The sequence below is a fragment of the Bradyrhizobium sp. CCBAU 51745 genome, assembly GCF_028128715.1.
In the GTDB taxonomy this organism is placed as follows: domain Bacteria; phylum Pseudomonadota; class Alphaproteobacteria; order Rhizobiales; family Xanthobacteraceae; genus Bradyrhizobium; species Bradyrhizobium manausense.
Genome location: NZ_LBJP01000001.1, coordinates 559,936 through 570,787, shown reverse-complemented (window position 1 = coordinate 570,787; position 10,852 = coordinate 559,936). Strand labels below are relative to the sequence as shown.

The following is a 10,852-nucleotide window of genomic DNA, read 5'->3' as shown; positions in this document are numbered from 1 at the left end:
CGGCCCGCCCCGGGCCCACCGCCCGCAAAGCCGCGGCCGAAGCCACCTCTGGTCCTGACGCCGCAGAATCCGTAAGGCGCTGTTGGCATGAACGTGTCAAAGACGCTCGTCATGGCCGGGACAAGCCCGGGCATGACGTCGAAGAGGCTCCGATGCCCTCACGCGTCCGCGCGACAAACGCCGGCCTTACCCCGTGGTCACCGCAATCCCTCGCATTTGAATGAATTTTCGTCGGCAAAACTGATGTGACGGTTTTACTGGATTCTCGCGTTTGTTCCCTAGTGTTGGTCCCCAGAGGAATCCGGCGTCCTGCCCGCATCGGCAGGATGGCTCGCCAGCAACTGGACCAAGAACTGGGGTTATCGCGATGGATGGGGCGAAAACGCTTCTACAGGATCTGGACGACGCAATCGCACGCGGCACGGACGAGAGCCGGGCGAAGGCGTTGTGGCATGCGACTGATCTTCTGATCACCGGTCGCTACGTCGACGACGAGATCAGCATGTTCGGCGAGGTCATCGGCCGGCTTGCCGATGAGATCGAGGTCGCCGCGCGGGCGCAGCTCTCCGAATTGATGGCAGGCTGCGATCACGCACCGCTCAACGTCATCGAGAAGCTCGCGCTCGACGACGAGATCGCGGTCGCCGGCCCCGTGCTGCGCGACTCCGTCAGGATCGGCGAGAAGGTGCTGGTCGAGAGCGCCATGACCAAGGGCCAGGCGCATCTGCTCGCGATCTCCCAGCGCGAGACGATCGGCGAGGCCGTGACCGACGTTCTCGTCAAGCGTGGTAACCAGGAGGTTGTCACCTCGGTCGCCAGGAATGAGGGGGCGCGCTTCTCCGGCTCGGGCCTGCTGCACATGGTCCGCCGCGCCGAGGGAGATTCGATTCTTGCCGAACAACTTGGCCTGCGCAAGGACGTGCCGCGCCACGTCTTCCAGCAGCTCATCTCCAAGGCGTCGGAGGACGTCCGTCGCCGCCTCGAGACCGAGCGCCCGGAGATGATGTCGCAGATCCAGAGCTCGGTGACCGAGGTCACCGGCGACCTGCAGTCGAAGTTCGGCCCGTCCTCGCGCAGCTATTTCGTCGCCAAGCGCGTGGTGACGACGCAGTACCGGCAGGGCAACCTGAACCAGGTCTCGATCTCGAACTATGCGCGCCAGCATCGCTTCGACGAGGTCCAGATCGGCCTGTCGCTGCTGTCCTCGCTGCCGGTCGATGTGATCGAGCGTGCGCTGATGGATCGTAACCGCGAGATGATCCTGGTGCTGTGCAAGGCGCTCGACTTCTCCTGGGACACGACGATGTCGCTGCTCTTCCTCGGCGCCAAGGATCACCTGATCACGGCGCGCGAGCTCCACGACAATGAGCGCGATTTCAGCCGGCTCAAGATCGAGACCTCGCGCAGCATTCTGAAATTCTACCAGTCGCGCAAGAACAGCGCCGGCGCCGATCCCGCCACGGGTCGTCAGCCCGAGCTCCAGGTCCACTGAGCGGGATATCGAGGGAGTATTTGCAATGTTGCCTCAATTCGGCACCGCGATTCGCAAGAACAAGAGCCTCGCCAAGCCGCTTCCCGCCGAGACGGGCGGGGCGGCTCCGGAGAAGGCCACGGTCGACGCCGCATGGCTCGTGCTGGAAGCCGCCAACGATCTGGGCGACCACGCCGCGATCGAAGCCTGCCGCCGCGTCATCGACGCCGAGCTGAACGGCACGGTCGCCGCCAGTGCGGATACCGATCTCGTGGTCGGGTATTTCAGGTAACGACGTCAAGCTCACCCCTCACAGTCGCGCGAGCTATCGTAGGGTGGGCAAAGCGAAGCGTGCCCACGACTTTCTATCGTAGCGCCGGATTCGTGGGCACGGCGCAAGTGCGCCTTTGCCCACCCTACGATCTTCTGGTCACGCCTCCTACCTTGGTCCCATTTACCCTGCCTGAATCCTTCGTCTGAATAGCACCGCGTCGCTTCTGCATTCGCAGCATGGCGAGGCATCGCGCGAATCGTGGTGCGCCAGCGTCATGCCGGTTGGGTTTGCGGGGCTTGCTGGAAACGGGAGATGGCCATGCTCTATCTGCCACTCGTGATCTTCGATCTGTTCCTGGACCTGCTGGATCTCATGGCGAATTCGTCCGAGGCGCATGGGCAGAAGCCATCGCCCCGAAAGCCGACAGTCATCATGCTTGAATAGGAGTGGCATCGGCGGCGGGCTCGCTCGGGAGTGCGGTTGCCCGCTGATCTCTCTGCGTTGCGGACTGGTTCGGACAAATCCGGGAGGCGAGTGGTGGCAATCTATTTCACGGTCCCCGCAGTGGCCTGCGCGATGCTTCTCGCTGCGCCCGACGCATCCGCGGCGGAGTCGGACGAACTCAGGCTTGTCACACCGCCGCTCAGCATGTTCAGGGAGCAGATACGGCCCTCGGCCTCCGAGTTGCCGGTGCCGCCGGGATATACGCGGGACCACATCGTGTTGGGCGACCGCGTGTTCCACGGCGAGGCCGCGAATGGGCAATGCAGTGTTTGTCACGGCATCGACGGCAAGGGAACGCCCAACGGCAATGATCTGACCGCCGGCATGTTCGTCTGGAGCGACGGCAGCGTCCGTGAGCTAAAGCGCACGATCCTGCACAACATGGCCGTGGTGCCGGGCATGGACGGTGACCTCAAGCCGGATGACGTCGATGCGGTCGCGGCCTATGTCTGGGCCATCAGCCATCCGCTTCAGTGAGGGAGCGCAAGGGCTGCCTCACTGCTTGAGATCGCACTTCTGCTTATGGACGTCCGGCTCAGCCGCAATTCCAGATCGCGCCGATCGGCGTCCGAGTCCAGCACGGACCGAAACTGCCGCCATTGTAGCGAGAGCCGCCAAAGCCGGGCCGGCCGAAATAGTGCCATTCGCCGTCGAAGAAACGGTAATAGGCCGGCACCGGATCGATGTACCAGGGGCGCTGGTTTTCGCGCGCGTAACGACGAAAGCCGTTCTTCTGCATGAAGATCGGCTGGGTGTTGCTCAGCGGCTGGCGATAGCCCGGCAGGAAGCCGTAGCCGTGCCAGGCTTGCTTGGGCTTTTTCGCGACGGCCTCGGCAGGCGCAACGGCCGATAGCAGCGACAGGATGGCAGCAACAAATAGACAGAGAAGGCGTGACATGGTCAGACCATAGACAGCCGGTCGCGCGAAAGCCATTCAAATCAGAGTGGGATTGTCACAGGCTTGCTGTTTAGCCTCATCCTGAGGAGACCGCTGGAAGCGGTCGTCTCGAAGGACGAGGCGTGCGTGCAGGTCGCGCAAGGAGCCCGTATGCGATGGCCCTCGGCTGGGAGGGACTTCTTGCCAGTTTCGGCGGTCTCTCGCCATAGCGCGTAGGATGGGTTGAGCTCTTGCGAAACCCATCATTGCATACGAGTGTGTTGCAGCGTGATGGGTTTCGCAAGGGTTCACCCCATCCTACAAACTCACCCATCCGACGAACTGAGGACAGCATGACGCGTCGGAGATTTATAGCGATTGGCGTTGGAGTGCCGGCTTGGCCTTGGTTCGACCGAAACTTCCTGATGCCGTTGGAGAGCTAGCGATGACCACTCTCTCTTGGATCGACCTCGTCGAGAGGAATGCCACCGAGTTTGGCGAGCTGGTGGCGGGCATCGATCCATACCTGCCTGAGCTTCCTGCCTTTTTCGATCACAGAGGAGACGGCTCATGGATTGAAGACTACGTCACATTCATGCTTGAGCTACTCAAGGGCCAGGTTGGCTTTGTAAAGTTTCAGTCCGCATATTTTGAAGCCTGCGGACTAAGGGGCCTGACGGCACTATCGGCCGGCATTGCACAGGCGAAGGCCAACGGGATGGCGGTCATTCTCGATGCCAAGCGAGGTGACATCGGATCGACTGCAGCGGCCTACGCCCGGGCCTATCTCACCCCGGCCTCGGCCGGTGGCAGCGGCGACTTCGAAGTCGATTGCCTGACAGTCGCTCCATTCATGGGCCCGGATACGCTGGAGCCTTTCGTCGATTGCTCGCGTAGCTACGGTAAGGGTCTGTTTGTTCTCTGCAGAACATCAAATCCGGGCGCAGGTTGGCTTCAAGACAAGGTGGCAGGGAACAGGCTGATCTCTGAACATGTTGCAGACTTGATCGCCAATATTGGGCCTCCGCTGGAGGGTGCGCAACGTCTGAGCGCGATTGGCGCGGTTATTGGTGCAACGGCAGTTCATGAGGGCAGGCGGTTGCGGCAGCTCATGCCGCGATCGATCATACTTGCACCCGGGTTGGGCGCGCAGGGCGCGGATGCCGCCACGATCGGCGCCATGCGCGGACAATTCGATGGCGATCTCCTCCTCCCAGTTTCGCGCGGTCTTTCGGCTGTCGTCGATCGCAATCTTGATGCAGACGCGTATCGCAATCTCGTGCTGGAAAGAACCGCTACGTTCAAGCTCCTATCCACGCGACGCAGCGGCCTTGCCCGAACGAGCGCGTGACGCTTTGACGCCAAGGGCGGACGCGGTGCGAAGGATGGCAGTCCGTAGCATCACAAAAAGGCCCCGCCGAAGCGAGGCCTCCTTGTTTCACGATGCTGGCACGAACTAATCGTCGTCCCAGTGGTGACGGCGGATCACGACGCCGCGATCGTAGTCGCGATCATGGTGGTACCAGCCATGATGCCAGCCGCGATCGTGCTCGTAGATGCGGGCACGCGGGCCGTAATAGTCATCGCGGTCGCCGCCGACATAGACGCCGAAGCCGGCCGCATTGGCGATGGTGGGGGCACCGATTGCGAGTGTCGCAACTGCCGCAAGAGCGTAAGTCAGCTTCCTCATCTGTTCCTCCTCCTTCTGCATCGTCGGTTCGTCAACGGATGCCGCCGCCGCCTGTTGCAGGAACTGACAAGAAACTTTCTTGAATGGGTGTTCAGGTTTCACGCACGCCATCGTCAGAAAGCCAAAAACATATGTTGCGTTGCGGATGAACTGGAACATTTGTATCGCGTGAGCCAAAGGTCCAACATGTCGGAACCGCCTTCGATCCTGATCGTGGAGGACGAATATCCGCTGCAGGGCGTGCTCGAGAGCGTGCTGGCGGATGCAGGCTTTGCCTCCGACATCCTTTCGTCCGGCGAAGAGGCGATGACGGTGTTCCTCGCGCGCGGCAAGCGTCACAAGGCGCTGGTGACCGACGTCTATCTCAGCGGCAAGCTCAATGGTTGGGATCTCGCGCGGAGAATGCGGGAAAAGCATCCGGCCCTTCCGGTCGTGTACATCACCGGCGGCGCGGGTGCTGCATTGTGGAAGTCACAAGGCGTGCCCAACAGCCTGTTGCTGGAAAAGCCGTTTCATCCCGAACACCTGGTTGCGGCGCTCACGAGGCTGTGAGCCGCGGGCATGTCAGGCGTCATCGCCTGATGCGATAGATCACGACGTCCTCGCCACGATGCGTCGTGTGTTTCTCCAGTGCATAGCCTGCCTTCTCCAGCACGCGCCGCGAGACGCCGTGCTCGAGGGAGACGAGACCGATCAGGGACGGCAGCTTCAGTTGTGACAGCCCGATGTCGGTCAGCGCGGTCGCGATCTCGCTCGCGAGCCCCTGGCCCCAGAGCTCGCGCCTGAACGTGTAGGCAATCTGGATCTCGTCGACGCCGTCGACGGGAATGTGCCTGATGCCCGCCCGCCCGGCGAATGCGCCGTCCTTGGTGCGTAGCGTCCACAGCCCGAAGCCGTGCCGGTCCCAATGCGCCACGTTGGTCGCAACGTAGGCCTTCGTGACCTCGGCGGAACGCACGCCGCCGAGATAGCGGGAGACATCAGGATCGAGATGGAGTGCGACGAGGTCGGCGAGGTGGCCCTCGCGCAGTTTCTCGGCGGTCAATCTGTCGGTGCTGAAACGATCCATGACGACCAACGTGTCGATTGCCCGCGTCAGACAGTCAAGCGCGGGGTTGATCTGGATCAATCGCGAAGATCACGGCCATATGACAACCACCGCTGGGGCGGGTGACAATCGATGGGTGCAATGAATCCGATCTGGTACGTCACCTTTGAAAATCGAAAGAGCGGACTTTTGCCGAGGCAGCGGAGTCCGCGCGAGACAAGGACATTTGCAACCGAGGATGAGGCCAAGCAGTTCGCGCGCGAAAAGTTTGATCAGGGGCTCGCCGTGTTTGCGGGAACGATCAATCCCCACGTTCCCAGACGGCTCATTCCCGCGTCCGACATCCAGGCATGGCTCGCCGATGACAGCGATGGTGCCCCGTCGGCAGGAATCCTGCAAAACGAGTAAGCACGGTATCGTGCACTTCGATATCGCTTGGGTGTTGCCATTTTGATACGGGCCAAAACACCCCTCGCGCTTAAACTTCAGGATGTTCGTGGAACTTATGCACGCCAACCTGCATAAGGGCCGGTTTTTTTTTTGAACGATCGAGAATTGAGAAAAAGGGGACGAAACGATGAAAAAGCTCTCAATGGCGGCGATCAGCGTCGCGACGCTGAGCCTGGCAGCTCCGGCCATGGCGGCCGACATGGCTGTCAAGGCGCCGCCGCCGGCACCGGTGGCGGCAATCTACAACTGGAGCGGATTTTACATCGGCGCCAATGGTGGCTGGGGGCAGAGCCACAATTGCGTCGATTTCCTGACGCCCGCGGGAACAGTTGCAGGTGGTTGCGCTGATCGCTCCGGTGGCGTTTTGGGTGGGCAGATCGGGTATCGATGGCAGACCAATCAATTTGTGTTCGGCCTCGAAGCACAGGGCGATTGGGCCGACCTCAAGCATACGCGGGTGACCCTGATCGATCCACTGGTCTCCACCACGGGCAAAACCGATGGTATCGGCCTGTTCACGGCCCAACTCGGCTGGGCGTGGAACGCGTCATTGTTCTACGTCAAGGGCGGCGCCGCCGTGACGCACAACCGCTTTGACGTCTTCAACAACGTCACCGGTGTCGGGCTGGCCTCCGCAGGCCACACGCGCTGGGGCGGTACGGCTGGTATTGGATGGGAATATGGCTTCGCGCCGAACTGGTCGTTCGGTATCGAATACGATCATCTCTGGATGGGGCGTGACAACACCACCTTCGCCGGCTTCGTCACTCCTGGAGGGGTCACGCTCCTTGGCGACGGCGTCAAGCAGGATGTCGATATGGTCACGCTTCGGGTGAACTACCGCTTCGGTGGCTACAATGCGCCGGTCACCGCCCGCTATTGAGCTTGCGGCTTCCCAGTGACCTCGGCCCCGGCATGTCCGGGGCCTTTTTTTGCCGAAAACAGCGGCAAGCGCGTCACGCGCTGCCGAGGCTTAGAGCATGATCCGGTTATTGACGTGCAACCGCGGCCCTGAACGTCGATGATTGCCCTCTCGATGAGAAGCCGAGCGAAATCAGCATCGGTTGGAGCGCTTGGTGTCCATTTCGCGCCCGAGGTCTGACGTCACCGCTTTCAGCGCTGCGGCCAGTTCCTCGATGTGGTAGGGCTTGGGCAGGATCTGGATTCCCGCCAATTCGGCGTCGTGAACTGCGGCCTCGGAGTATCCGCTGGTCAGGAGCACGGGTATGTCGCTTCGCCGTCGTCTGATTTCGCGGGCGAGCTCCACGCCATTCATGCCGCCGGGCATCATGATGTCGGAAAAGACGAGGTCGACCGTTCGGCCGTCGGCGAGAGCGCCGAGCGCGGCGGCGCCGCTCGCTGCGTGGGTGACCTCGTAGCCGAGCTGTGCGAGCATCTCGCTCACCAGTGCGGCGACCTCGTCGTCGTCTTCGACCAGCAGAATGCGGCCGTGGGTGCTTCTTGTCGGCCGCACCATGTTCAGATCCACGAGGTGCAGCTCTCGGGAGGGAACGTTGTGCGATCGCGGCAGGTAGAGTTCGATGCTGGTGCCTTTGCCGACCTCCGAGCGTATGCGGACCGTCCCCCGCGACTGTGTCGCAAATCCGTGGACCTGGGCGAGGCCGAGCCCCGAGCCCTTTCCGACCTCCTTGGTCGTGAAGAACGGCTCGAAAACGCGCGACAGGATTTCCGGCCCCATGCCGACACCGGTGTCGATGACGGACAACCGCACAAAGTCTCCCACGATCTGCTCGTCCTTCAGATCGGGAAGGTTTTCCCCGCGCACGACGATCGTGCCGCCATTGGGCATGGCGTCACGGGCGTTGACGGCGAGGTTGAGGATCACGAGCTCGAGCTCGCCGGGATCGACCTCAACAGGCCAGAGCGCGTCCGGAAAATCGAACTCGACGTGGACGTCGCCTCGCAGGCTCCGATCGAGCAATTCGCGCATGCCGCCCATCTGCGCAGCAACATCGACCGGCTCTGGCCGGAGTGTCTGCCGGCGAGAGAAGGCAAGAAGCTGCCGGGTCAGGCTGGCCCCGCGCTGCGCCGCCTGAACCATTCCATCCATCAGGCGGCGCCTGCGGTCCGGATCAGCCTGGCGATCGAGCATGTCGAGGCCCCCGGAAATGACCATCAGCAGATTGTTGAAGTCATGCGCCACCCCGCCAGTCAACTGGCCGATGGCTTCGATCTTCTGGGCCTGGCGAAGCGTCTCCTCGACCCGGGCGCGCTCGTTCATTTCAAGGCGTAACTGCTCATTTGCCTCCGCCAGCGCGCGCGTCCTCTCGACCACGAGTTTCTCGAGCTGCTGCGCGGTCTGCTCGCGCGCGGCCAGCAGGGCCCGGACCTCATATTGGCGCCGGCGGGCGCGCAACGCCGACTGAACGGCGCTCGTCAGCGTCATCGGCTGCAGCGGTCGTTCGAGCAGCGAAACGTTGCGAAGCAGCGAGACAAGGCTGCGGCGCCACGCCATCACCGCCGGCTGTTCACGGTGACTGGTCAGGACGACGAAGGGCAGATCCGACCAGGGCGGCTGGCTAGCGATCCATTGTGCCAGCGGCACCGTGTCCTTGCCGAACAGGGCTTCCTCGGCCACGAAGACGGCGCCGACCCCGAGCGCCATCTCGCTGACGAGTTCGGCCAGGTTCCGGCAGTTGACTGCCTCCAGGTTCGCGCTGCGGAACAGCTCGACCGATGCAGGCCCGTCGCGCCCGATCGGAGCAAAGACGAGAATCCGCTGATCCGGCGCGGCGCTCATTCAGCGGTCTCTTCGGACATCGCCGGACCGGTATAACGCGGCGTGCCGGAAAAGATGCCGCTGAAGTCCTTGAGGGGCGGGCCGAGCTTGATGCCGCTGCTGGTAAGCCGGAATTCGCGGATGGTGTGCTCGTGGTCGCCGCTGCGTTTTTTGACGACCGACAGAGCGCGCCGTACCGTACCGGCGACTTCGAAATAGCGCAGCATCAGCACCGCATCGCTCAAATAGCTGATGTCGAGGCTTGTGTCGGTCGGGCCCATCAAGCCATGCTGGGCAAGGATCAGGATGGTCAACACGCCTTGCTGGGCGAGGTAGCTGAGAAGCTCGTGCATTTGCAGGATGAGAAAGCGTTCGTCCGGCATCGCGTTCAGATAGCCGTTCAGGCTGTCGATGACGACGATTCGGGCATTGTCACGCTCGACGCTGTCCCTCACATTGGCGGCGAACTCGCCGGGCGAGAGCTCGGCCGGATCGACTTGCTGGAAGCGGATCTTGCCTGAATCGATATGCTTGTCGAGATTCAGCCCCAGCGTCCTGGCGCGCGCTTCGACAGTGCCGCGGCCCTCGTCGAACGCAAAGAACACGGCGTGCTCGCCGCGATCCGCCGCCGCGATCGCATAGGTGAGAGCCACCGACGATTTACCCACGCCCGCCGAGCCAATGAGAAGGGCGTTGGTGCCGCGCTCCAGACCGCCGCCCAGAAGCTGATCGAGCTCTGCGTTGCCGCTCGGGGTGAAATCTCCGGTGAATGATCTGTGATGTTCGGCCGCCACGAGCCGGGGAAAGATGGTCAGGCCGCCCTGTTCGATGATGAAGTCGTGATAGCCGCCGCGAAAGCGGATGCCGCGCATCTTGATGACGCGAAGCCGGCGCCGCTCCGCGCCGTAATCGATTGCGAGCTGCTCGAGCATCACGACCCCGTGCGCGATCGAATGCAGTTGCAAATCGTCTTGAGCGGACGACAGGTCGTCGAGCAGGATGACGGTGCAGTTGCGGTTGGTGAAGAAGTGCTTCAAAGCCAGCACCTGACGCCTGTAGCGCAGCGGATTCTGGGCCAAGAGGCGAAGCTCGGACAGGCTGTCGAGCACCACGCGGGTCGGGTTGATCCGCTCGACCTCCTTGAAGATCAGGCCGGTGGTCTCGCTCAGCTCCACCTCGGCCGGATGAAACACGGTGAGCTCGCGGTCCGGATCGAGCGTCGTTTCCGGTGGGACGAGCTCGAAGATGTCGACGCCCTCCAGCGTCCATCCGTGTCGCTGCGCGACGACAGTCAGTTCACGTTTGGTTTCGGAGAGCGAAATGTATAGCACGCGCTCGCCATCCCGCACGCCGCGCAGAAGGAACTGAAGCGCGATCGTCGTCTTGCCGGTCCCGGGCCGTCCCTCATACAGATACATCCGGTTGGCGTCGAACCCGCCGCCGAGGATGTTATCCAGGCCCTCGCTGCCGGTCGAAATTCGCGGCAAATCCGAGGGATTGCTGCCTGGAGCAGCATTGGACGAACCGGTCAATTGAAACCTCTATACGCTCTGGAAAGGCCGCTATTGCCCCGAGCCTCCACGAGGCGAGTCAGGAAAAAAGGTGCGCAATAGGAACTCGCTAGCAGCGATCGAGTTCCCGGCGGCCCCTCATCCGATCCCGGCACAATAGGACGCGAACAGCCCAGGCAGGGTCGGTTCACAATTGCACACAAGCCGCTTTGGAAGCCTTGGAGATAGCGGGAGACGTCGGGGTCGGGATGCAGCGCGACGAGAGTCGAGGTGGTCGTCGCGCAGGC

The 10,852-nt window shown here is 62.3% G+C and carries 12 protein-coding genes; 7 read left to right on the top strand and 5 right to left on the bottom strand.

Annotation, left to right across the window (positions count from 1 at the left end; translation table 11 throughout):
* Positions 1-367 precede the first annotated feature (367 nt).
* The 4 genes from XH98_RS02740 (at position 368) to XH98_RS02725 (ending at position 2,726) form a co-directional block, all read left to right on the top strand.
* Positions 368-1,492, top strand: a complete 1,125-nt coding sequence (locus XH98_RS02740) for a DUF2336 domain-containing protein (protein WP_057747227.1) — start codon at positions 368-370, stop codon at positions 1,490-1,492.
* A 25-nt stretch (positions 1,493-1,517) separates the two neighbouring features.
* Positions 1,518-1,763, top strand: coding sequence for a hypothetical protein (locus XH98_RS02735; RefSeq protein ID WP_271602590.1), 246 nt, complete (start codon positions 1,518-1,520; stop codon positions 1,761-1,763).
* Positions 1,764-2,063: 300 nt separating this feature from the next.
* Positions 2,064-2,189, top strand: a complete 126-nt coding sequence (locus XH98_RS02730; RefSeq protein ID WP_271617722.1) for a hypothetical protein — start codon at positions 2,064-2,066, stop codon at positions 2,187-2,189.
* Between the two features lie 93 nt (positions 2,190-2,282).
* Positions 2,283-2,726 carry a c-type cytochrome gene (locus tag XH98_RS02725; protein ID WP_271617721.1) on the top strand — a complete coding sequence of 148 codons (444 nt, stop codon included), beginning with the start codon at positions 2,283-2,285 and terminating at the stop codon, positions 2,724-2,726.
* A gap of 58 nt (positions 2,727-2,784) precedes the next feature.
* Here XH98_RS02725 and XH98_RS02720 read toward each other — a convergent pair whose 3' ends face one another.
* Entirely contained in the window at positions 2,785-3,147 is a 363-nt protein-coding gene (locus tag XH98_RS02720; protein ID WP_271617720.1) for a hypothetical protein, read from the bottom strand.
* A gap of 424 nt (positions 3,148-3,571) precedes the next feature.
* On the opposite strand from XH98_RS02720, the gene pyrF reads away from it, so the two are divergent.
* Positions 3,572-4,477, top strand: coding sequence for an orotidine-5'-phosphate decarboxylase (gene pyrF, locus XH98_RS02715; RefSeq protein WP_271602595.1), 906 nt, complete (start codon positions 3,572-3,574; stop codon positions 4,475-4,477).
* 105 nt (positions 4,478-4,582) lie between these two features.
* Here the strand turns inward: pyrF and XH98_RS40840 are convergent, their stop codons facing one another.
* Complete coding sequence (locus tag XH98_RS40840; RefSeq protein WP_333931513.1) at positions 4,583-4,975, bottom strand: hypothetical protein; 393 nt, start codon at positions 4,973-4,975, stop codon at positions 4,583-4,585.
* 27 nt (positions 4,976-5,002) lie between these two features.
* Here XH98_RS40840 and XH98_RS02705 point away from each other — a divergent pair, with 27 nt between their 5' ends.
* The gene (locus XH98_RS02705; protein ID WP_271602596.1) at positions 5,003-5,368 is read left to right on the top strand and encodes a response regulator; all 366 of its coding nucleotides are present in this window, start codon (positions 5,003-5,005) and stop codon (positions 5,366-5,368) included.
* A 19-nt stretch (positions 5,369-5,387) separates the two neighbouring features.
* Here XH98_RS02705 and XH98_RS02700 read toward each other — a convergent pair whose 3' ends face one another.
* Positions 5,388-5,885 carry a GNAT family N-acetyltransferase gene (locus XH98_RS02700; protein ID WP_271617719.1) on the bottom strand — a complete coding sequence of 166 codons (498 nt, stop codon included), beginning with the start codon at positions 5,883-5,885 and terminating at the stop codon, positions 5,388-5,390.
* A 556-nt stretch (positions 5,886-6,441) separates the two neighbouring features.
* On the opposite strand from XH98_RS02700, the gene XH98_RS02690 reads away from it, so the two are divergent.
* Positions 6,442-7,197, top strand: coding sequence for an outer membrane protein (locus tag XH98_RS02690; RefSeq protein ID WP_271602599.1), 756 nt, complete (start codon positions 6,442-6,444; stop codon positions 7,195-7,197).
* A gap of 171 nt (positions 7,198-7,368) precedes the next feature.
* Here XH98_RS02690 and XH98_RS02685 read toward each other — a convergent pair whose 3' ends face one another.
* Positions 7,369-9,075 carry a response regulator gene (locus XH98_RS02685; protein WP_271617718.1) on the bottom strand — a complete coding sequence of 569 codons (1,707 nt, stop codon included), beginning with the start codon at positions 9,073-9,075 and terminating at the stop codon, positions 7,369-7,371.
* Positions 9,072-10,586 (bottom strand): ATPase domain-containing protein, encoded by a 1,515-nt coding sequence (locus XH98_RS02680; protein ID WP_271602601.1) that lies wholly within the window; start codon positions 10,584-10,586, stop codon positions 9,072-9,074. Before XH98_RS02680 ends, XH98_RS02685 begins: the two co-directional genes overlap by 4 nt.
* Positions 10,587-10,852: the final 266 nt, after the last annotated feature.

Bases quoted from the DNA above. Each gene is read 5' to 3' on its own strand.
- XH98_RS02740 (WP_057747227.1), top strand. From the start codon at position 368: ATGGATGGGGCGAAAACGCTTCTACAGGATCTGGACGACGCAATCGCA.
- XH98_RS02705 (WP_271602596.1), top strand. From the start codon at position 5,003: ATGTCGGAACCGCCTTCGATCCTGATCGTGGAGGACGAATATCCGCTG.
- XH98_RS02690 (WP_271602599.1), top strand. From the start codon at position 6,442: ATGAAAAAGCTCTCAATGGCGGCGATCAGCGTCGCGACGCTGAGCCTG.
- XH98_RS40840 (WP_333931513.1), bottom strand. From the start codon at position 4,975: ATGTTCCAGTTCATCCGCAACGCAACATATGTTTTTGGCTTTCTGACG.
- XH98_RS02720 (WP_271617720.1), bottom strand. From the start codon at position 3,147: ATGTCACGCCTTCTCTGTCTATTTGTTGCTGCCATCCTGTCGCTGCTA.
- XH98_RS02685 (WP_271617718.1), bottom strand. From the start codon at position 9,075: ATGAGCGCCGCGCCGGATCAGCGGATTCTCGTCTTTGCTCCGATCGGG.
- XH98_RS02730 (WP_271617722.1), top strand. From the start codon at position 2,064: ATGCTCTATCTGCCACTCGTGATCTTCGATCTGTTCCTGGACCTGCTG.
- XH98_RS02735 (WP_271602590.1), top strand. From the start codon at position 1,518: ATGTTGCCTCAATTCGGCACCGCGATTCGCAAGAACAAGAGCCTCGCC.
- XH98_RS02700 (WP_271617719.1), bottom strand. From the start codon at position 5,885: ATGGATCGTTTCAGCACCGACAGATTGACCGCCGAGAAACTGCGCGAG.
- pyrF (WP_271602595.1), top strand. From the start codon at position 3,572: ATGACCACTCTCTCTTGGATCGACCTCGTCGAGAGGAATGCCACCGAG.